This is a genomic window from Streptomyces corynorhini, assembly GCF_003346515.1.
Classification (GTDB): domain Bacteria; phylum Actinomycetota; class Actinomycetes; order Streptomycetales; family Streptomycetaceae; genus Streptomyces; species Streptomyces corynorhini.
Map to the genome: position 1 here is coordinate 1 of NZ_QQNA01000281.1, position 21,430 is coordinate 21,430.

Here is a 21,430-nt window from a genome sequence, read left to right on the forward strand (position 1 = left end):
CCGCAGCCCGCAGCCCGCAGCCGCGTGGAAACGAACAGCGGCCCGGTCCACACCCCCCACCAGGGCGTGCGACCGGGCCGCGTGTTCCGCTCCGGCTCCCGTCCCCACGGCGCCGTCGCGTTCCGGGGCCGCGCACCGCTCGTACGGCGGCCCCGGAGCCAGGGTTTTCCGGTGGGATCAGACGCGCACCAGCTCGCGGTCGGCACCCGGGCCGCCGTCGGGGCCGTCCCCGGCGCCGGATCCGGCCAGCGTCTTCTGGAGCGCCTCGCCCTCCACGTCCACGTTGGGCAGCAGCCGGTCCAGCCAGCGCGGCAGCCACCAGGCCCGCTTGCCGAGCAGCGCCAGCACGGCGGGCACGATGGCCATCCGCACCACGAAGGCGTCGAAGAAGACGGCGATGGCGAGCCCGAAGCCGATCATCTTGATCATCGACTCGCTGGAGCCGATGAAGCCCGCGAACACGGCGATCATGATGACGGCGGCGGCGACGACCACCCGGGCACCGTGCCGGAAGCCGGTGACGACCGCCTCGCCCGGCCGCTCGCCGTGGACGTACGCCTCCCGCATCCGGGTCACGAGGAAGACCTCGTAGTCCATGGCGAGACCGAAGACCACGCCGACCATGAAGATCGGCATCATCGACATGATGGGACCGGTCTGCTCGACCCCGAACAGGCTGCCGAGCCAGCCCCACTGGAAGACCGCGACGACGGCGCCGAGCGCGGCGACCACGGAGAGCAGGAAGCCGAGCGCCGCCTTGAGGGGCACCAGCACCGAGCGGAAGACGAGCATCAGCAGCAGGAACGCGAGGCCGACGACGAGCGCGAGGTACGGGACGAGCGCGTCGTTCATCTTCTCCGAGAAGTCGATGTTCATCGCGGTGGCGCCGGTGACCAGGACCTCGGCCCCGTCGTCCGACTTCACCGTGGCGCCGGTGTCCCGGATGGAGTGGACCAGGTCCTCGGTCTTGACGGAGGAGGGGCGGTCCTTGGGGATCACCGTGATGGTCGCGGTGTCGCCCGCCTTGTTGAGCGCGGGCGGGGTGACGACCGCCGCGGCGTCCATCTTCTTGATGCTGTCGGAGACCTTGGTGGCCGCCGCCTTGGCGTTGTCGTCGGCCTTGCCGTCCACCACGACCATCAGCGGCCCGTTGAAGCCGGGGCCGAAGCCGTCGGACAGCAGGTCGTACGCCTTGCGCTGGGTGGTGCTGGTCGGCTGCGAACCGTCGTCGGGCAGTCCCAGCTCCAGCGAGGCGGCCGGGACGGCGATGATGCCGAGGCCCACGACGGCGGTGACCAGGACGGCGACCGGCTTGCGCAGGACGAAGCGCGCCCAGCGGGTGCCCATGTTGGGCTTCTCCTCGTCCTGCTCCTGGCCGTCGGCCGTGCGGGCGGCCCTGCCCTCCAGCGCCGCGCGCTGCTTGCGTCCGTGCACCCGCTTACCGGCGAAGCCGAGCACGGCCGGGATGAGGGTGAGCGCGATGAGGACGGCGATCACGACCGTACCGGCGGCGGCGAAGCCCATCTTGGTGAGCATCGGGATGTTGACGACGGCGAGGCCGACGAGCGCGATCACGACGGTGAGCCCGGCGAAGACCACGGCGGAGCCCGCCGTACCGACGGCCCGACCGGCCGCTTCCTCGCGGTCCCGGCCCTCGGCCAGTTCGTTGCGGTAGCGGGAGACGATGAACAGCGCGTAGTCGATCCCGACCGCGAGGCCGATCATCATCGCCAGGGTGGAGGTGGTCGAGCCGAGATCCAGCACGTTGGCGAGCGCGGTGATCGTCGAGATGCCCACGCCGACGCCGATGAGGGCGGTCAGCAGCGGCAGTCCGGCCGCGATCAGCGAACCGAAGGTGATCACGAGCACGACGGCCGCGATCGCCACCCCGATGATCTCGGTGGCGCCGGTCTCCGGCATGGCCTGGAGCGCGTCACCGCCGATCTCCACCGTCAGCCCCTGGTCCCGGGCGTCGGTGCCGGTCTCTTCGAGCGCGGTGCGGGTCGCGTCGGTCAGCTCCATCCCGTTGACCTTGTACGCGACCTGGATGTAGGCCGTCGTACCGTCCTCGGACAGGCCGCCCGCCTTGTACGGGTCGGTCACCGAGGCGACCTGCTTCGAGCTGTCCGTCAGCTCCTTGACGATCTTGCCGACCTCGGCCTTGTGGCCGGCGTCGGACATCTTCTCGCCATCGGGCGCCTTGAAGACGACCCGGGCGGTCGCGCCATCGGCGCTCGCTCCGGGGAAGCGCTGTTCCAGCAGGTCGAACGCTTTCTGCGCCTCCGTCCCCGGTATGGAGAAGGAGCTTGAGGTGGCGGTGGAGGCGGAGGCGGCGCCGACTCCGGCGAGCGCCAGCAGCGCCACCCACACGAGGGCGACGTAGTGGCGGCGCCGGAAGGCGAACCGGCCGAGCTTGTAGAGGAACGTGGCCACGAGGGCGTACTCCCGGGTCTCAGGAACGAACAGGGCATGGGGAGCCGGCCCGACGGCAGAGCGGTACGCGTCAGGTACTGCGGAGTGCTGGGGGCACTACGGGTGGTACGGATGGTTCCGAAGATCAGACACCGAGGGCGGGGAAGACGACGGCGTCGACGTAATCGCGGAGGAACGCCTGGTCCGGCGGCAGATCCTCGATCAGCTGCCGGGCGGCGAAGGCGCCGACCAGCATGTGGGTGACGTATTTGAGCGCGGAACCGTCCGCGGAGATCTCCCCGCGGTCCACGGCACGCTGGAGCAGCGCGTGAAGCCCGTTGATCTCGGGCTCCACGAGCAGCTCGCGCAGTGCCTGGTGCAGATCGGGATTGTGGTGCACGGCGTGGAACAGCCCCCGCATCAGCGCGGAGTCCTTCTCCACCTGGCAGTCGTCGACGCGCGACACCATGGCGAGGAAGTCCCCGCGCAGCGAACCGGTGTCGATCCGGTCCATGTGCAGCGGCTTGCTGCTCCGCATCGCCCGGACGACCAGTTCGGCCTTGCTCCCCCACTGGCGGTAGAGGGTGGCCTTGCTGGAATGGGTACGGGCGGCGACGGCGTCCATGGTGAGGGCGTCGTAACCGACCTCGCGCAGCAGATCGAGCACGGCGGCGTACAGCTCGGCCTCGCGCTCGGGGGTGAGTCTGCTGCGTGCCATGGCCGGGCCTTCCGTGAGCGATCCGAACGAAACGGTTTCGTACAGTACGAAGATAACGCCCCAGCCGAACGAAACGAAACCGTTTCGCTTGTGGCCTGCGCCACACGCCTCCACCACCCGCCCCGTCACACGTCTCCGCCCCCGCCCGCGCGGCCCCTCGGCTCGCCGGACGCGGGCGGCGTAATCCCGCCCGGATCCCGCCCGGATCCCGCCCGGAACCCGCCCGGATCCCGCCGGAACCGGCCGGAACCCCCCGCTCAAGAGGCGCGCCGTCCCCGACGCGTGCAGCATGGGGGAGGTGAGTGACGAGACCGCGTATCTCCGCTTCCCGCACCTGCACGGCGACTCCCTGTGCTTCGTCGCCGAGGACGATCTCTGGATCGCCCCCGTCGCCCCGGCCGGGCAGCGGCCCGAGCGGGCCTGGCGGGTGACCGTGGACCGGACCAGGATCGGCCATCCCCGCTTCTCGCCCGACGGCCGCCACATCGCCTACACGACCTGGCGCAGCCTCGATCCGGAGATCCATCTCGCCCCGGTGGCGGGCGGCCCGTCCCGGCGGCTGACGTACTGGGGCGCCACCGACACGCGGGTCTGCGGCTGGACGCCGCCCGACAAGGACGGCGAGGCGCAGATCCTCGCCGTCTCCTCGCACGGCCAGCCCTTCTCGTACTTCGCCTGGGCGTACAGCCTGCCCCTCGACGGCTCCCCCGGCGGCGCGCTGCCCTGGGGCCCGGTGACCGACATCGCCGTCGCGGACGTCGACGGCGAGCGCCGTACGCTCCTGCTCACCGGGAAGCCGCCGCACGAACCCGCCGCATGGAAGCGGTACCGGGGCGGGGCGACCGGGCGGCTCTGGCTGCACGGCGAGCGGCTGCTCGCGGACATCGGCGGCCATCTCGACTCGCCCATGTTCGTGGCCGGGCGCATCGCCTTCCTCTCCGACCACGAGGGCGTCGGCAATCTCTACTCCTGTCTGCCCGACGGCGCCGATCTGCGCCGCCACACCGACCACGACGCCTTCTACGCCCGCCACGCCTCGTCCGACGGGCGCCGGGTGGTCTACCAGTGCGCGGGCGACCTCTGGCTGGTGGACGCGCTGACGCCCGAGTCGGTGCCGCGCAGGCTGGACGTACGGCTCGGCGGACCGCGCGCGGGACGGCGCGGCTACCAGGTACCGGCGGGCCGCCACATCGACGGGATCTCCGTGGACCTGACGGGCCGGGCGAGCGCCGTCTCCGTACGCGGCAGCCTCTACTGGCTCACCCACCGCGACGGCCCCGCCCGCACCATCGCGGACACGCCGGGCGTACGGGTCAGGAACCCCGTGATGCTCGGCAGCGGAGGCCAGGTCGCCTATGTGACGGACGCGGACGGCGCGGACGCCGTCGAGATCGCGTATCTGCCCCGGGCCAGCGGCGACCGGCAGCCGCGTCGGCTGGCCTCGGGGCAGTTGGGCCGCGTTCTGGAGATGGTGGCCGACCCGGAGGGCGAACGGATCGCGGTCGCCTCGCACGACGGGAGGCTGCTGCTCGTCGATGTGGCGGACGAGGGGGCCGAGGCGGATGAGGCCGGGGAAGCGGCCCGGCAAGCGGCCGATACGCACACCGAGAGCGAGGACGCGGAGACGGAGACGGTCACGGACGCCGCCACAGCCACAGCCACCGCCACAGGCACCGACACAGCCACCGCCACGCCCATCGACGCAGCCGCACCCACCGGCCCCGTCACCGAACTCATCCGCTCCATCAACGGCCCCGTCACCGACCTCGCCTTCTCCCCCGACGGCGGCTGGCTCACCTGGTCCCACCCCGGCATCGGCCGCTCGCTGCGCCAGATCAAGCTCGCCAAGATCTCCGGCAGCTTCGCCCGTACCGTCGTCGACGTCACCAACGGCCGGTTCGAGGACGAGAATCCGGTCTTCACCAGCGACGGCCGCTATCTGGCCTTCCTCTCCTGGCGCGGCTTCGACCCGGTGTACGACGTGCACACCGGCGACCTCTCCTTCCCGCTCGGCTGCCGTCCCTACCTCGTCCCCCTCTCCTCCGCGACCCCCTCCCCCTTCGCCCTCTCCCCGGACGGCCGTCCGGCGGCGGGCGGGCTCGACGCCGCGCTGAGCGAGTCGGGCGACGGTACGGTCACGGTCGAGGTCGAGGGGCTCGCCGACCGGGTCACCCCCTTCCCCGTCACCGCGTCCAAGTACTCGGCCCTCCGCCCGGTCGCCGGTGGCGGGCTGGTCTGGCTGCGCTGGCCGATCTCGGGGGCGCTCGGCGAGACGTTCGCCAACCCGGCGGACATGTCGGGGCGGCCGACCCTCGAACACTTCGACATCGCCAAGGCGCGCAAGAGCGAACTCGTCTCCCATCTGGACTGGTTCGCGACGAGCGGCGACGGCAGCAGGCTGGTGCTCGTGGACGACGGCGAGCTGCGCGCCGTACCCGCCACCGAGCTGGGCGACCTCGACACGACCGTCTTCCTCGATCCCCGGCGCATCCTGCACGACGTCGACCCGGCGGCGGAGTGGCGCCAGGCGTACGCGGAGGCGGGCCGCGTCATCAGGGCGTACTTCTGGGAGCCGCGGATGTGCGGCATCGACTGGGACGGCGTCCTCGACCAGTACCGGCCGCTGCTCGAACGGGTCGCCTCGCCCGACGAGTTCGCCGATCTGCTGCGCGAGGTGATGGGCGAGCTGGGCACCTCCCACGCGTACGTCACCCCGGCCAGGCGCAACGAGGGACCGCCGCACTACCAGCGCGCGATGGGCCTGCTCGGCGCCAACCTCGTCTGCCGGGACGGCGACTGGACGGTCAAGCGCATCCTGCCCGGCGACTCCTCGGACTCCCGGGCCCGCTCGCCGCTGGCGGGTACGGGGATCCGCGAGGGCGCGGTACTCACCCACGTGGACGGACGCCCGGTGGACCCGGTGAGCGGCCCGTACCCGCTGCTCTCCGCCGCCGGGGGCACCACGGTCGAGCTGACGTTCCGGCCGGCCGCGCGTGAGGGCCGCGAGAGCCGGGAGGAACGGCACCGGCGGGTCGCCGTGGTGCCGCTGATCGACGAACGGCCGCTGCGCTACCAGGACTGGGTGGCCAAACGCCGCGAGGCCGTACGGGAGATCAGCGGCGGCCGGTGCGGCTATCTGCACATCCCCGACATGGGCGGCTCCGGCTGGGCCCAGTTCAACCGCGATCTGCGTCTGGAGGTCTCCCGGCCCGCGCTGATCGTGGACGTACGGGGCAACGCGGGCGGCCACATCAGCGAGCTGGTGGTGGAGAAGCTCAGCCGCCGCATCGTCGGCTGGGACCTGACCCGCGACGCCCAGCCCGTCTCGTACGCCTCCAACGCCCCGCGCGGCCCGGTGGTCGCGCTGGCCGACGAGGCGACCGCCTCCGACGGGGACATGATCACCGCGGCGTTCAAGCTGCTCAACCTGGGGCCGGTGGTCGGGCAGCGCACCTGGGGCGGGGTGGTCGGCATGACGGGACGCCACCGGCTGGTGGACGGCACGGTGATCACCGTCCCGATGAACGCGGCCTGGTTCGACGCGTACGGCTGGTCCATCGAGAACCGGGGCGTGGCGCCGGACGTGGAGGCGCTGCGCACCCCGCTGGACTGGGCGGAGGGCCGGCACGCGCAGCTCGACGACGCGGTGTGGATGGCGCTCGACCTGCTGGCAGGACACCCGGCGGCCACCCCGCCGGGCTACGGCGCGGTCCCGGACCTACGCCGCCCGCCGCTGCCGCCGCGCAGCAACGCTCTGAGCTGAGCCACCCGCTCACCACCGGAGCCCCTGTCGACGCCGCCCGACGCACGGCCGTCGTCCTGCGGGCCCACGCAACTCCCGCAGCGGCCCGGTTCCGCCGCGCGAAAGGCGCGTTCGCAACGCTCGCAGTTCTGGAGCGGGTCGAACCCGGGCGGGATCTCCCCTGCGGGCAGCGGCGGGGGACGCAACTCGGCGAGCCGGTGGCCGATGAGGCCCGCCGGAAAACGGAGGGGAGCAGCCGGAAGACCGTCGACGAGGGCGCGCTGTACGGCGACGGGCTCGACCCCACGTTCCAGCCATGCGCAGACGGCGGGGGCCAGGCGCCGGATCGCCCGCTCGGAGAGCATCAGCCGGGCGTCGTACGAGCGGAGCCCGACGAGGAGTTCGGAGGCGGTGCGGTGGCGGGTGAGACCGGGTTGATCGGGCTCGGGTAAGACGGGAGGCGGCGGCGCGGGCGCGGCCGAGATCTTCGCCGGAGACGTCGGCTCCGGCACGGGCTCCGGCACCGGCGGCGTGAGGTCCCGAGGCATGTCGTACGCGACGGTCCGCGTCACCCACCGATTGCTTGCGGTGCGTTCCCTCGTACGGCGGAGATACCCGTACGCCTCCAGCTCCCGCAACCCACGGGCGACGGTCACTTCCCCCGGGGCGGGTTGGGGAAGGGTTGTTTCGAAGTGCCTTTCCAAAAACCTTGAAAGCCCTTCACCTCGCGCGCCCCAAGGTCTTTCCCCACCGGGTCGTGCGATCCCGCGACCCGGCTTAGAGCAGTCCCAACTCAGCGTCGCCCCATGGCCGCAGGTGCTCTGGCTTGAGTTCGAGGTGCCCCAGCATGGCCACCGCCTGAACCGCTCAGGCGTTCAAGACGCTGTCGAGATACGCCTGGACGGGCTCGAACAGTCCGTACGGCACGTACTGCGGGATCTCGCGGTGGGTGACCCAGGCGAGCTCGGCCAGCTCCTCGGTGTCCGCGACATGAGCGGTACCGCCCCTCACAACGCAGGACGTGTAGGACATCAGCCGGCCGGACTTCGGATGGACCCGCTCGCCGAGCAGCTTCACGGCGGCGACGCGCAGGCCGGTCTCCTCGTGGGTCTCCCGTGCGGCGGTGTCCTCGCGCGCCTCACCGGGCTCAACCTCTCCAGCCGGGAACTGCCAGGAGAGTTGTCCCTCGCTGACCCTGCGACGCACCATGAGCACGCGCCCCTCGCTGACGACAATGGCAGCGGCGATGCCCGGTCGTTCCTCCGTTTTCCGCTGCGTCACCTTCTGCTCCTCCAGGACGGCCAGGATGGGTGGGAACAATAACAATGCGATGGGCCAAGTACCTCGCGGAGCTTCGACCGGCCCCGAAAGCCAAGCAAGCCAAGGCAAACGGCGTTTCCCAGGATCAGATGACACTGTGAGGCCGGTGGCGGCTGCACTCGTGCTCGATACTGGATGCGACGGCGGGCCATGGTGCGGGAAGTGCCGCAACGGTCGTCCAATACTGGTGTGATGACCGGACTGCGGCGCTTACACCCAGCCGAACCAACTCGGGCGGGAGCGTCCCGATAACTCGGCGGGTTATCCCTCCAGCGCCACGTGCGGCAGGGGTGATGCCGTTTCCGAGGAGGAGCGTCGCCGTACGGATGGCATCCAAGGCAGGCGGAGGGGCCGCACCAGCCAGCGGCCCGAAGACAAGTTCGTTCCAGCTTCCCAGCGTCCTGGCCCAGGCCAGTCGTTCGAGGCTGGTACCGAGATCAACTGCCATGCGCTGCGGATGGTCCGTGTGCCAGAGGAGAACAACGTCGCCGAGGGTCAGGCCCACGTGTCGAAACCGTAGCGTGATTCCCTTCACTTGGCGGCGTTGCCACACTGCGACCCGACCGTAGATGCTTATGTGCCGTGCATGGAATCCGAGTTGAGAGAGTATGGAAAGCCAGGAATCAACTATCGCCCCGTACTCGGCAATATCGTCGATAGGCTGCACGCAGGAAACATTGACGAAAGAGGTCAGAAACCCGTCACGAAGTTCCCCAGATTCAGTGCGCTGACCAGTGAATCGCACTACAGGCTGAGGAATGAAGCCACGGCGATAGGTTTCTGAGCGACCTTCCTTGAGGAGTGGGTCGAGGGCTTGGACTGCCGAAATGGTCAGTTCGGTCTCGCGACCCCACCGAAGGGGCAAGCATGAATCCCGCGCAACACCCTGAGCGGCGAAGCCCTGTTCGAGTGCTCCGAGAAGGTCTGCCCACGACGGGGTCCGACGGGGTGGGCGGTATGGAGAGCCTCGATGGGGGTGCTGAATCTCCAGGGCGTCGCCATCGATTGAGAATTCCCAGTGGGCTCCCAGAGCCTTCCGCAGCAGACTGGGTATCTGCTGACACAGCGCCCCGCTTAGCACGGGCGAGCCGCCATCTCCTCGAAGTGACGTGCGGGGTCGAACCGTAGCTGACCGGTCACTTGCACCTGGCGATGGTCGAGTGACTGTGCTTGTTCAATGGCCTCAGCGAGCGTGCCTGCCGCCGTCTCGTCGTCCACTTCAGGATCGACGACAGCGATCGCGCCGGTCCGGTCGCACAGCGCAGCCTCAGCACACGTTCCCTTGCGCCAGGTCAGCGCGGCAATGGGGGTTCCAGCCCGAAGGGACTCGCCGAACACCGCGGCTCCGGCCTCTACGTAGTTGCGCGCGTACGTGTAGACGAAAACCGATGCGTCACGGAGAGCAGCGGTCTTGGCCTGGCCGCCACGTTCGCCCACCCACTCGACGTGATCCGCGGTGAGGAGCTTCTCGTGCCGGCGCACGTAGTCCTCGTCGAAGACAGGACCCACGATGCGTATCCGCCGGCCGAGTATCTGCGCAGCCCTTGTAGCCAGATGCGGGGCCTTCTCCTCATCGATTCGGCCGAGCCACACGAGGTCCCGCCCGGCTACGGCTGGCGGTTCTTCCTCGTTGAGCCCGAGGTGAACGGCAAGCTCCGGGATCGGCTGATGAGCTGCGTATCGCTCGATCATCTCGGGCGAGTAGCAGTACAGCCGCGACCGCTTGCCGTCGAATGCTGTCCTCGTGTGCTGAAAGACGGGTGAGTGCTGGAAGGTGGCCACGTCGCAATCCAGCTCGTTCCACGTACGCGTCCAAGCGGCGAGCGAGGGGTATTCGTGGCCGACCACCAGGAGGTCGTATCCCGCGTCGCGGAGACCCCGCTCGGCTTGAGATCCAGCGGCGACGTCTTCGAGGCGGACTGGCTTGCGGACCCATTCGGCTTCAAGGTCCGTGAGCCAGCCCGGCCCGAGAAGGTGCACGTCGGCGCCTGCGGCGCGGGCGCCTACTGCGACCGCCCAGAGCCATCGTTCGATCCCGCCGTATCCGGCAGGGGGGAAAACGTAGCTACCAGGAAAGTCGCAGACGCCGACGAGCACTATGCCTCCGGTGTTCCGTCCGCCGAGATACGGCGGAAGCCGAGATACGGGACGAGTGATTCAGGCAGGACGATCGAGCCGTCTTGCTGCTGGCCTTGTTCGAGCAGTGCGGCCAAGGTTCGGCCGATCGGAAGGCCCGAGCCATTGAGGGTGGCGACCAGCTTGGGCTTTCCATCAGTGCCACGCGTGCGAATGTTCGCGCGGCGGGCCTGGAAGGTGCCGAAGTTGGAAATGGACGAGATCTCGCGGTAGGTATTCTGGCTCGGCAGCCATACTTCCAGGTCATAGGTGAGCTCGGCTGAAAAGCCGGTGTCACCAGCGGCGAGGGTCATGACGCGATAGGCGAGGCCCAGCTCCCTCAAACACGCCTCGGCGTGTCCGATCATCTTCTCCAGCTCGGCGTCGGCGTCGCCCGGGTCGCAGATCCGCACCATCTCGACCTTGGAAAACTGGTGCTGGCGAATGAGGCCGCGAGTATCGCGGCCGTACGAGCCGGCTTCCGAACGGAAGCACGGTGTCTGGGCCGTGAGCGCGAGCGGTAGCTCCGCAGGCGGGATGACCTCTTCGGCGTAGAGGTTGGTCAGTGGGACCTCGGCGGTCGGGATCAGGAACAGCTCTCGATCGGCGACGCCTGTCTTGAACAGGTCCTCCTCGAACTTCGGCAGCTGACCCGTGCCGGTCATCGTCTTGCGGGTGACCAGGAACGGAACCGAGTGCTCGACGTAGCCATGCCGCCGCGTGTGAATGTCGAGGAAGAGCGTCGCGAGTGCCCGCTCAAGAGCTGCACCCGCTCCACGCGAGACCGCGAAACGAGGCCCCGACAGCTTCGTCGCCCGAGCGAAGTCGAGGATGCTGGTGGCTTCACCGAGGTCGACGTGATCCTTCGGCTCGAATGAGAAGACCGGCGGAGTCCCCACGCGGCGGACCTCGACCGCGAAGTCCTCCGAGTTGCCATCTGGAGACCTGTCATCGGGGAAGTTCGGGATGCTCAGGAGGAGGTCACGAAGCTCTTCCTGTACTCGATCGTGCCCAGCTTCGATCTCGCGCACCTGATCCTTGATCTCACGCGCCCGATCCTTCAGCTTGGAGATGTCCCCGCCCTGCTTCGCGGTCTCCTGGACCTCCTTGGCCACGCGCTTGGACTCAGCCCGCAGCTCATCGGCTTCGCGGATGCTCTGGTTCCGTCGGGACTGAAGGTCCTCCAGGACGGACAGGTCCAGAGCGTAACCGCGACGGGCGAGCCGACGTACCGCTTCGGCACCCAGGTCGATCAGGGCGCGGGCATCATGCATGGCGGAGGTCCTTCATCTCTGGAAAGTGAGCTACCGCTCTGACGGTAGCAACTGCCGACATGGCGTCGCCCCGCTATATCGCCGCGTCACCCCGATCGTCGGGATCTTGGCCGGCCTCCGCATCAAGATCGGACAGCAGGTCCGCGATCCAGGGACGGAGGGGGCGCCGCTGCCCCGGTGCTTCGTGCTGTACTCCGTCTGACCGTGGCGAAGGATGTGCGTCTTCATACGTCGCCTCCGGCTCCTCGGACAGATAGGAAGGAGAGCACCCCGAACATCTGTGGTGCTCTCGGGTCGTCGGTGTCCACGTAGTAGAGGAGGCCATCGAGGGACAGCAACCTGCACCACGGCGCAATGACCGGGACGGGGATGCGGGAGATCCGGGCGGCCGTCGCGAGCCGCTGGCTCGTCTCTCGGCCAAGGTCGTAGTAGACCGTCCAGAAGGCCCAGTCAAAGGCGGCGTCGCCCACCATGGGCACGGGATCGATCAGCCGTGGGTGGCCTTGGCCGTCGAAGGGCACGTTCTCCCGGTACAGGTCCCCGTGCAGCACGGTGGACCGTCGAGGGTCCTCTTGGAGCATGGTGATCGCGCGAAGCTCGTCGTCGGCAAGCGGCTGCCACGGACCCAGATCGAGGCGCAGCGCTCGCTTCTCGATGCGGGGCAGCACCTCGAAGCGAAGGTAGTCACCGAGTAGCGGGAGACTCCCTTCGGGCAGCTCGGCCCGCCCGCGGAGGTGCAGCCCGTGCAGCGCGCCGGCGACCATCTGTGTCTCTCGCTGCCGCCAGTCGGAGCCTCCGGGACGCCCTCCCACCATTTCGAGAAGCGCCACCGCCTGGTCGTCGGCGGTCTCCATGACATCGACCGTCAGCTCGCCGGCCCACAAGCGCAGCGCGCAGACCTCATGTTGGTAGCGGGTGGGGTCGGCCCAAGCCTTGAGAATCAGCGGACGCCCGTCGAGATCGGCAGCCGTGGCGATCACAGAGGCGTGTCCGGCATCGTGATAACCCGCGAGTGTGAGTCTCCAGCGTTCCGCCATCTGCCCCAGCACTTCGGGGACGGCGTCCAGCCACTCCTGAGCCTTCGCCCCGTAGTGTGCGATCAGCCGCTCTCGACATCCTGTGGGCACTTCGCCGAGCGTCCGCGTAGTCATCAGCTCAGCACGATCCCGTCTTGAACGAGCTCGTCGGTCAGGGCCGGGAACTCTTCCAGAGCTTCGGTGACGAGCGCTTGGACCTTGTCGACCTCGATTTCTTGCGCGGTGAGGCGGACCAGGACGCGCCAGGGCTGGTCCAGCCTCTGCCCCGTGGTGCTCACCAGGTGGACTTCCGCGTGTTCGCCGGTAGCCTCATGGAGCCGTCGCGCCAGCCGAATGGCGGCGATGTTGTAGAGCTTGCCGACGTGGTAGACCGGGTTCTTTCCGCTGGCTCCTTCCAGGTTCATCGGGCGCAGAGGTGTGATGAGCCCGTTGACGCGGTTGCCCCGGCCGACCACCCCTTCGTCACCCGACTCGATCGAGCTTCCCGTGTACGTCAGGTACAGCTCGTCCTTCTCCGGTACGTCCCTGGCGTTGAGCCGGAATCGAGCCTCGGCGCCAGGAAGGCTGATGCCGGCGAGCCGGTTGCATTCGGCCAGGACGTTCTCGGTGTTGCGGATGTATTGCGCCCGGCTGCCGACGTGACGCGACTTCTGCGGCACGCACAGCACGATGTCGGCGGTCTCGCCGTCCCAGTAGCCCATGAGCTTCACGTCGGAACCGCACCAGGAGTGGTCCTGCGTGAAGTCGCTCTGTCCGGAGAAGTGATCCACCAGTTCGCGGACGAACGTCTCGAAGGGGCTCTCGGGTGCCCAGCCTGTCCCGAGGGAGGTGTCGTTCGAGAGACGCACTCGGCGCTCACGGAGGTCCGCTATGGAGCGCGGGTTGAACCAGCGGGTTCGGTCGGGGGTGTCGTCGCCGATGAGCACGGCACCGGGGCTCGAATTGCTCGTGATGTTGAAGTCGATATCGAGGTGATCCGACACCTCCGGCAGTCGTTCGGCGAAGAACGCCTTGACCTCCGCTTCGACGATCTCCGTGACGGGGACAGCCTCGCCATCGCACCCCGGCGCGGCCCGGCCATTGACGAGGACTCGCACCGGGGAGGTCATCTTTCCGCCGCCGTAGCGGACTTCGCTCGCGCCGCCGAGGAGAGCCAGCTTGTCGAAGTTGTGGTGCAGTACGGCACCGAAGTGCTGCACGGTGTACTGACTGTAGGCGCGGGACAAGCGCTCGGCGAGGTGGTCGGCGAGGGTGTCCGGGTGGCCGAGGCCCTTGCGCTCGACGATGGAAGTCGCGTCCGGTTGGGGCGCGCTGGTCTCGATCACTACGTGGCTGTTGCCGACGGTCGTGCTGGTTCGAGGCATGACCTGCTCCTCACAGAGTTGGATGGAACCTGCGCGGTCTCGTACGGCCCCTGTTGGGTGGACGGAACCAGGATCATCGCGGGACGCCCGGCACGCGCAAGTGCGCGACGATGCAGGCGAGTTGTCCGTAGCCCGCTACGAGGCCGTCTTTCGCAGCGGGCTGATGGAGGTCATGCGCTGAAACGAGGTGTATGTTCCCGGAACGCCGTCAATCGAGCCAGAGGGCAATCCCGCCCAGCGCTGCCGATCCCTGGCCTTGGCCGCAGACCCAGCGCCGCCGCCTGCGGCCCGACCCCACCATGGCCAACCCGAAGCGCCACTGGGGCAGCGTCTATGCAGTCGCCACGAAGTGACCCCGAGCGTCCAGCTACGTCGCAACGACGCGCACCCGCCCGGTACTGCCGCCCCGACCCGGTTGCCTGTAGACACTGGTGGCCTTCCCCCGAACCATCTGGGGAAGACCACCAGTTGAGCAGATGCGCTCAGACCGTGCCGGAACGGGTCCGCTCGGATCGCGCCAGTTCGACGAAGGCCGTCCACGTCGTCGCCGTGACGAGGAGGGCCGGGCCGCGCTTGTCCTTGGAGTCGCGAACACCGACCGCACCGCGCGTAGCGGTCAGATCGGCGATCTCAACACAGCTGTTGCCCGAGCCGCCGCTGTACCCGCCTCCCGCAACGAGCTGGGCGTCCTGTTCCTGGAGCCGAAACCGGAGCGGCACCACGACCACGACTCCCCGGACACGGGCACGGCCCCGACGGCCTCCGCAGCCCCCGGCTGGGCGGAGGGCCGCCTCACCCAGCACCCGCCCCTCTGCCTTGAGCACGCCGTCGCCTCGGCCCGCCACTGCCCCCACCTCGGCCGCACCGGGTACGTCGCCCTGCGCGTGCGGCGCCCCCGTCTCTTCGGTGTCATCGGCACGCCGTACGTACGGGGACCCGCCGGTCTCACCGCGCTGGCCACCCCCGATGTCCCCGTGCCGTACACCGACCGCGCCACCACCCGGTGGTTTCTGGCGTCCCAGCTCATCAGCCGGCTCTGCGACGTCACCCCCGTGTCGCTGGGCGACGAACTCGCGACCGCCTGATCAACGCCGGAAGGCGCACCCGGCCGGAGCCGGGTGCGCCTTCGGTGTTCGCGCGTGGGACGGGCGCGTCAGTGGTCGAAGCGGTCGTCCATCTCGTCGCGCGTGTCCTGGGCCTTCGACCGGCCCTGGTCACGTGCGTCCTGCGCGCGGTCCTTGTTCTTCGACGGGTCCTTCTTCTCGTCCGCCTTCGCCTTCGCCTGGTCGGCGAGCTGCTGTGCCTTGTCCTTGAACTGGTCGGAAATGCCCATGGGAATGTCAGCTCCTGGATTTTCTGAGGGCCCGGGACCTTCGGGGGTGGGGCCTCGACCAGACTGACACGAGCCGACATTCCACGCATTTCGATCAGTTACGGAGCGTACGGTCCCGCTCGTCGGCCGCCCCGCCCGCGCCCATGAGCCCCCGGGACACCCCCTTCAGCCGGGGTTCGAAGCGCCGCATCTCGCGGCGTCCCGCCGCGGCGATGACGCCGGGCAGATACCCCCGCACGCCCTGGGCGCCGCGCAGCCACCACTGCGCGTACAGGTGCGGGGCGCGCCGTTCGATCCCGGAGACCAGCCGGTCCACGGCGGGGCCGAGCGGATAGGTGCGGTTGGCGGGCCAGGGCAGCCCGCGGCGCAGCTCGCGCATCACCGCGTCCCGGTCGGCGCCGCGCACCATGTCGGTGTCCGTCCAGGAGAGATAGCCGACGCCGACCCGGATGCCCCGGTGGGCGACCTCGCCGCGCAGGCTGTGCGCGAACGCCTCGACGCCCGACTTGGACGCGGCGTACGCGGTCATCATCGGCGCGGGCGCCATCGCGGCGAGCGACGCTATCTGGAGGAAGTAGCCCCGGCCGCGCCCCAGCGCGGGCAGGAAGGCCCGTGCCGTCACCGCGCCGCCGATCAGATTGACCTCGATGACCCGGCGCCACGCGTCCGGGTCGGAGTCCGCGAACGGCCCGCCGGAGGCCACCCCCGCGTTGGCCACCACGATGTCGACCCGGCCGAAGCGCTGTTCGACCTCGGCCGCGACCCGGGCCATGGCGGCGGCGTCGGTGACATCGGCGTACCAGTGGCCGCACTCCCCGTGCAGCCGGCCCGCGACCCGCGCCAGCTCCTCCGGCTCCAGACCGACGAGCGCGACCTTCGCGCCGCGCGCGGAGAGTTTGCGGGCCAGCAGCTCCCCGACACCGCGCGCCGCGCCCGTGACGACGGCGACCTGGCCTTCGAGCTGCCAGCAGCCCCGTCGGCCCGCGCGCCCCGCGCGGCCCCCGCCGCCCGCACCGCCCGCACCGCCCGCACCGCTCACGCCACCGCTCATGCCGTCGCTCCCTCCGCGCCCGTGGCCAGATACGTGGCACTCAACTCGCGTATCGCCGCCGTGACGGCCTCCGGCGCCTCCACCGGCGCCATGTGCCCGACGCCGGTCAGTACGGTCAGCGATACGCGGTCCGGCAGCGCGGCGGCCAGCGACCGCCCCTGGCCGGGCGGGGTGAGCCGGTCCTCGCCGCCGCTCATGACGGCGGTGGGCACGGTCAACTCCCTTGCCTCCGCGTCGAGATCCAGCGCGCCGAGAACGTGCGCCCAGCCGATCCGGACGGGCGAGGGGCACGCCTGCACGATGCGCGCGCACTCCGCCACCCGCTCGGGGGCCGCGCCCGCGCCCATCGTCCCGTAGCGCAGCAGCCGCTTCGAGAGCGGTGTGACCGGCCCGAGCGGGAGGGGCGCCGCGAAGATCCGCCGGGTGAGCGCGGTCCGCACGCGCCCGGCGCGCATCGGCACGATGCGCGTGTGGAAGTCCAGCCTGGAACTGGCGGTGTTGCACAGCAGGACGGCCGCCGCGTGCTCCCGGAAGACGGGCCGGGGCGCGGCGGCCATGATCGTCATGCCGCCCATCGAGTGCCCGGCGACCACGGCCCGTTCGCCGGGTCCGAGGGTGGCGGCGAGCACCGCCTCCAGATCGTCGGCGAGCGTCTCCGTGGAGTAGCCCGCGCTCCCCGAGGGCGCCGGGGTGCGGCCGTGGCCGCGCTGGTCGTAGGCGATCACCCGGTGGTCGACGGCGAGGTCCGCGAGCTGCGCGGCCCAGAAGCGGAGCGAACAGGTCCAGCCGTGCGCGAGGACGATGGCGGGCCGGCCCTCCTCGCCGTACACCTCGGCGTGTATCGGGGAACCGTCGGCGGAGCGTACGGTCACCTCGCGTTCCCTGGGCGGCTGCCTCATCGCACGGCCGCCTTCGCACCCGTGGCCGGCCCGGCGGGCGCGGCGGCGCGGATCACCTCGTACTCGCCGAGGTCCACCTCCCCGGTCGCCCGCCGGAACTCGGACGTGGTGCCCGGCCAGACGGTGGTGTTGCGGCCGTTCGCGTCGAAGTACCAGCTGGTGCAGCCGCCGGTGTTCCAGACCGTACGGGCCATCCGGCGCTGTACCCGCTGGTTCCAGACGCGTACGGCCTCGGGGCGGGGCGCGAGCGCGACGCGCGTACCGTCGTCACGGCCTCGCCTCCGGCCGCCGAGTCCGTCCAGCTGCCGCAGATAGTCCGCCATGTAGTTCAGCTGCGCCTCGATCATGAGGATCATCGAGGAGTTCCCGAGCCCGGTGTTGGGCCCGAGGATCGTCATCCAGTTGGGGAATCCGGCGGCGGTCGCGCCGCGCAGCGACTCCGCGCCGCCCTTCCACGCCTCCGCGAGCGTGGTGCCGTCGGCGCCGACCACCCGGTCGACGACCGGCGCGTCCGTGACGTGGAAGCCGGTGCCGAAGACGATCGCGTCCGCCTCGGCGCGCGTACCGTCCGCGGCGACGAGGGTCGCGCCGCGCACCTCGGCGAGCCCGGAGGCGACCACGTCGACGTTGGGGCGCGCGAGGGCCGGATAGTACGAGTTGGAGAGCAGGATGCGTTTGCAGCCGATGCGGTAGTCGGGGGTGAGCTTGGCGCGCAGCGCCGGGTCCTTGACCGCCCTCGCCATGTTGGCGCGGGCCAGGTACTCGACGAGCCCGAGTTCGCCGGGCCGTTTGGTGAACGCCTGGATCTGCAACTCCCTCATGGCCCGGAGCAGTCCACGCCGCAGGTCGGCGGTGAAGGGCAGCGCGCGGTGCAGTCCGCGTTCCACGGCGCTTATCGTCCGGTCGGCCCGGGGCATCACCCAGGGCGGGGTCCGCTGGAACAGCGTCAGGCGTGCCACGGCGGGCTGGATCGAGGGGACGATCTGGATGGCGGAGGCGCCTGTGCCGATCACCGCGACGCGCTTGCCGCGCAGGTCGTAGCCGTGGTCCCAGTTCGCGGAGTGGAAGACCCGGCCGGGGAAGCCCGCCAGCCCGGGAAGGTCCGGGATCTTCGGGTCGGAGAGCGGGCCGGTCGCGCAGACGATCACGTCGGCGGTGAAGGTCGCCCGCGCGGTCTCGATCCGCCAGCGCAGCGCGTCGTTGTCCCAGCGCATCAGCCGCACCTCGTGGTCGAGCCGCAGATGCGGCCGGATCCCGAAGGTGTCGGCGACATGCTCCAGATACGCCCTGATGTGCCGCTGCCCGGAGAAGGTGCGCGGCCAGTCGGGGTTGGGGGCGAAGGAGAACGAGTAGAGGTGCGAGGGCACGTCGCAGGCGCACCCGGGGTAGCTGTTGTCCCGCCACGCCCCGCCGACGGAGGCGGCCCGCTCCAGGACGACGAAGTCGGTGATGCCCTCCCTGCGCAGCCGGACGGCCGCGCCCAGGCCGCCGAATCCGGATCCGATCACCGCCACGCGCACATGCCGGCCCTCGTCCGCCGGGCGGCCTTCGCGCACCTGCCGGCCCTCGCCTGCGTTCTCGTCCTGGCCCATACCGCCTCCTGACCCACCACACGGGCAAACCACGCCAGCAATCACTGGCGCAGTTGGAGACTAGGGCAGCACCGTACTCATGGGTAGGGGGCGGACCCGACCAGTCTCCCGGGAGGGCGCATAGGCTTCCCGGCATGGCTGAGGGTCGGGCAGAAGGTCGCGCACACCGCGAGTACCGCATGGCGGAGCTGGCCCGGGAGGCGGGCATCACCGTGCGCACCGTGCGCTTCTACCGCGAGCGCGGGCTGATCCAGCCGCCCAGGCGCGAGGGCCGGATCGCCTGGTACGACGGCAGCCACCTGGCCAGACTGCGGACGATCGCCGCCCTGCTGGAGCGCGGCCACACCCTGAACGGCATCGCCCATCTCGCCGCCGCCATCGAGACCGGCCGGGACGTCGGGACGGTCCTCGGCCTCGGCGAACCCTCCGAGGAGACTCCCGTACGGCTCTCCCCCGAGGAACTCGCCGACTACTTCGAGGGCGAGGTCACCGCCGAGAACCTGACGGCCGCGCTCGACCTCGGCTATCTCGCCACGGACGGCGCCGACATCGTCCACATAAGCCGGCGGCTGCTGGACATCTCGGCGGCCCTGGTACGGGAGGGCGTCCCGCTCGCGACCGTCCTGGCCGCCGGGCGCGAGGTGCGCGGCCACGCGGACGCGCTGGCGGAGATCTTCACCGGCGTCCTGCGGGCCAGGACCGGGGCCGCGGGCGCGGATCCGGCCAAGCTGCGCCCGCTGGCGCGGAGCGTGGTGGCGGCGGAGCTGTCGCTGGCGCTGGACCGGCGGCTGCGGCAGGACCCCCGGGCCGACGCGTGACCCGAGGCGGACGCACAGCCCGAGGCGGACGCACAGCCCGAGGCCACCGCACGGCCCGGCGCCACCGGCAGCCGCTACCCGGCGGTGCCGTCCGCCGCCGGAAGCCTCGGCACGCTCGCGATCAGCCGCCGGGTGTACGGGTGGGACGGCGAGCCCAGCACGGAGGCGGTGTCGCCCTGCTCGACCACCCGGCCGTACTCCAGCACCGCCGTCCACTCGCAGAGCGCGGCGACCACGGACAGGTCGTGCGAGACCATCGCGATGGTCAGCCCCCGGCTCTCCTTCAGCTCCAGCAGCAGATCGACGATCCTGACCCGCGTCGTCACGTCGAGGGCGCTGACCGGTTCGTCGGCGAGCAGCACGCGCGGATCGCAGACCGTGGCGCGGGCGATCGCGACGCGCTGGCGCTGGCCGCCGGAGAACTCGTGCGGGTAGCGCAGCGCCGCGTCCGCCGGGAGCCCGACCGCTTCGAGCGCCGCGCCGACGCGCGGATCGTCCCGCCGCGCGCCGCGCGCCCGTATCCCCAGTGCCCGGCCGCCGCGCGCCCCTGATCCGTCGCCCTCCGCCCCCGCTTCCGCCGTCAGCCCCAGCGAGCACAGCGGTTCCGAGACGATCCGGCCGACCCGCTGGCGGGGGTCGAGCGAGGAGTACGGGTCCTGGAACACGCTCTGCACGCTCCGCCGGAAGCGGCGCGTCAACTCCCGGTCGCGCGGCCTCAGTTCGGCGCCCTCGAAGAGGATCCGGCCGCTGGTGGGGCGGGTGAGGCCGAGCAGCAGCCGCAGCAGGGTGGTCTTGCCCGCCCCCGACTCACCGACCAGGCCGACGCTGCGCCCCGCCGTGATGTCGAGCGAGACGCCGTGCAGGACGGCGGGGGCGCCCCGGTAGGCGAACCCGGCGTCTTCGGCGGTGAGCACAGCGGTCGCGTTCATCGGACGATCCGTTCCAGAGCGCTTTCGAGATGGCGGGCGCTGCCCACCAGGTCCCGGGTGTACGGGTGGACGGGCCGGCCCACGATGTCGGCCACGCTGCCGGACTCGACGGCCGTACCGTCCTTGAGTACGAGGACGTGGTCGGTGACGGCGGAGACGACCGCCAGGTCGTGGCTGATGAACAGCAGCGCCATGTCCCGGTCGGCCACCAGGGTGTCCAGCAGCGCGAGCACCTCCGACTGCACCGTGACGTCCAGCGCGGTCGTCGGCTCGTCCGCGATCAGCAGCGCCGGTTCGCAGGCCAGGGCCATGGCGAGGGCGACCCGCTGGCGCTGGCCGCCGGAGATCTCGTGCGGGTGGGCGCGGGCGATCCGGCCGGGCTCGGGCAGCCGTACCCGGTCGAGGGCCTCCTCGACCGCGCGGCGCAGCGCGGCCCCGCGCAGCCCCCGGCCGTGGCGGGCGCGCAGCGGCTCGGCGAGCTGGGCGCCCAGCCGCATCAGCGGGTCGAGCGCGGTGAGGGGTTCCTGGAAGACGACGGTGGCCGCACGGCCGCGCAGCCCGTTCAGCGCCCGCTCGGTGGCGCCGACGATCTCGGCGGGCGGTGCGCCGTGGGCGGTCAGCGCGATGGACCCGGACGCGGTCATGCCGGGTGGCAGCAGCCCCATCACGGCGAGCGCGGTCAGCGACTTGCCCGATCCCGACTCGCCGACCAGGCCGAGCCGGGAGCCGGCGCCGATCGAGAAGGAGACGTCGGAGACGAGGTCGCGTCCCTCCTCCGTACGGATCGTCAGCCCTTGGACGTCGAGCACGTTCATCGGGTCCTCCG

The 21,430-nt window shown here is 70.6% G+C and carries 18 protein-coding genes; 3 read left to right on the forward strand and 15 right to left on the reverse strand.

Features of this window, described 5'->3' with window-relative positions; genetic code table 11:
- Positions 1–177: 177 nt before the first annotated feature.
- Both DVH02_RS28730 and DVH02_RS28735 read right to left on the reverse strand, forming a co-directional pair.
- Positions 178–2,433, reverse strand: coding sequence for an MMPL family transporter (locus DVH02_RS28730; protein ID WP_114626775.1), 2,256 nt, complete (start codon positions 2,431–2,433; stop codon positions 178–180).
- Positions 2,434–2,557: 124 nt separating this feature from the next.
- A complete protein-coding gene (locus tag DVH02_RS28735) occupies positions 2,558–3,130 on the reverse strand; it encodes a TetR/AcrR family transcriptional regulator (RefSeq protein ID WP_114626776.1) in 573 nt (190 codons plus the stop codon).
- Positions 3,131–3,428: 298 nt separating this feature from the next.
- Between DVH02_RS28735 and DVH02_RS28740 the strand changes: the two genes are divergently transcribed.
- A complete protein-coding gene (locus DVH02_RS28740; RefSeq protein WP_114626799.1) occupies positions 3,429–6,893 on the forward strand; it encodes a S41 family peptidase in 3,465 nt (1,154 codons plus the stop codon).
- On the opposite strand, the gene DVH02_RS34925 is transcribed toward DVH02_RS28740, so the two are convergent.
- From DVH02_RS34925 to DVH02_RS37005, 7 genes are all read right to left on the reverse strand, one after another.
- A complete protein-coding gene (locus DVH02_RS34925; protein WP_147286149.1) occupies positions 6,830–7,444 on the reverse strand; it encodes a hypothetical protein in 615 nt (204 codons plus the stop codon). The genes DVH02_RS28740 and DVH02_RS34925 overlap by 64 nt on opposite strands.
- Positions 7,445–7,739: 295 nt before the next feature.
- Positions 7,740–8,153, reverse strand: coding sequence for an NUDIX hydrolase (locus DVH02_RS28750; protein ID WP_114626800.1), 414 nt, complete (start codon positions 8,151–8,153; stop codon positions 7,740–7,742).
- Between the two features lie 1,113 nt (positions 8,154–9,266).
- Positions 9,267–10,289 carry a glycosyltransferase gene (locus tag DVH02_RS28760; protein ID WP_114626778.1) on the reverse strand — a complete coding sequence of 341 codons (1,023 nt, stop codon included), beginning with the start codon at positions 10,287–10,289 and terminating at the stop codon, positions 9,267–9,269.
- A complete protein-coding gene (gene serS, locus DVH02_RS28765) occupies positions 10,289–11,581 on the reverse strand; it encodes a serine--tRNA ligase (protein ID WP_114626779.1) in 1,293 nt (430 codons plus the stop codon). Before serS ends, DVH02_RS28760 begins: the two co-directional genes overlap by 1 nt.
- 224 nt (positions 11,582–11,805) lie before the next feature.
- On the reverse strand, positions 11,806–12,732 hold the full coding sequence (locus tag DVH02_RS28775; RefSeq protein WP_114626781.1) for an aminoglycoside phosphotransferase family protein: 927 nt from the start codon (positions 12,730–12,732) through the stop codon (positions 11,806–11,808).
- Entirely contained in the window at positions 12,732–13,982 is a 1,251-nt protein-coding gene (locus DVH02_RS28780) for a methionine adenosyltransferase (RefSeq protein WP_114626782.1), read from the reverse strand. The genes DVH02_RS28775 and DVH02_RS28780 overlap by 1 nt, the downstream gene beginning before the upstream one ends.
- Before the next feature lie 482 nt (positions 13,983–14,464).
- On the reverse strand, positions 14,465–14,836 hold the full coding sequence (locus DVH02_RS37005; RefSeq protein ID WP_325051411.1) for a DUF397 domain-containing protein: 372 nt from the start codon (positions 14,834–14,836) through the stop codon (positions 14,465–14,467).
- A gap of 30 nt (positions 14,837–14,866) precedes the next feature.
- On the opposite strand from DVH02_RS37005, the gene DVH02_RS28790 reads away from it, so the two are divergent.
- A complete protein-coding gene (locus tag DVH02_RS28790) occupies positions 14,867–15,067 on the forward strand; it encodes a hypothetical protein (RefSeq protein ID WP_114626783.1) in 201 nt (66 codons plus the stop codon).
- A 68-nt stretch (positions 15,068–15,135) separates the two neighbouring features.
- On the opposite strand, the gene DVH02_RS28795 is transcribed toward DVH02_RS28790, so the two are convergent.
- From DVH02_RS28795 to DVH02_RS28810, 4 genes are all read right to left on the reverse strand, one after another.
- Positions 15,136–15,315, reverse strand: a complete 180-nt coding sequence (locus DVH02_RS28795) for a hypothetical protein (protein ID WP_114626784.1) — start codon at positions 15,313–15,315, stop codon at positions 15,136–15,138.
- Positions 15,316–15,409: 94 nt separating this feature from the next.
- Complete coding sequence (locus tag DVH02_RS28800) at positions 15,410–16,366, reverse strand: SDR family oxidoreductase (RefSeq protein ID WP_114626785.1); 957 nt, start codon at positions 16,364–16,366, stop codon at positions 15,410–15,412.
- A complete protein-coding gene (locus DVH02_RS28805) occupies positions 16,363–17,265 on the reverse strand; it encodes an alpha/beta fold hydrolase (protein WP_114626786.1) in 903 nt (300 codons plus the stop codon). The genes DVH02_RS28800 and DVH02_RS28805 overlap by 4 nt, the downstream gene beginning before the upstream one ends.
- A complete protein-coding gene (locus DVH02_RS28810; RefSeq protein ID WP_114626787.1) occupies positions 17,262–18,857 on the reverse strand; it encodes a flavin-containing monooxygenase in 1,596 nt (531 codons plus the stop codon). The genes DVH02_RS28805 and DVH02_RS28810 overlap by 4 nt, the downstream gene beginning before the upstream one ends.
- Positions 18,858–19,036: 179 nt before the next feature.
- Here DVH02_RS28810 and DVH02_RS28815 point away from each other — a divergent pair, with 179 nt between their 5' ends.
- On the forward strand, positions 19,037–19,675 hold the full coding sequence (locus tag DVH02_RS28815; RefSeq protein ID WP_114626788.1) for a MerR family transcriptional regulator: 639 nt from the start codon (positions 19,037–19,039) through the stop codon (positions 19,673–19,675).
- 74 nt (positions 19,676–19,749) lie between these two features.
- Here DVH02_RS28815 and DVH02_RS28820 read toward each other — a convergent pair whose 3' ends face one another.
- Both DVH02_RS28820 and DVH02_RS28825 read right to left on the reverse strand, forming a co-directional pair.
- The gene (locus DVH02_RS28820) at positions 19,750–20,604 is read right to left on the reverse strand and encodes an ABC transporter ATP-binding protein (protein ID WP_114626789.1); all 855 of its coding nucleotides are present in this window, start codon (positions 20,602–20,604) and stop codon (positions 19,750–19,752) included.
- Entirely contained in the window at positions 20,601–21,419 is an 819-nt protein-coding gene (locus tag DVH02_RS28825) for an ATP-binding cassette domain-containing protein (protein WP_114626790.1), read from the reverse strand. Before DVH02_RS28825 ends, DVH02_RS28820 begins: the two co-directional genes overlap by 4 nt.
- Positions 21,420–21,430 lie beyond the last annotated feature (11 nt).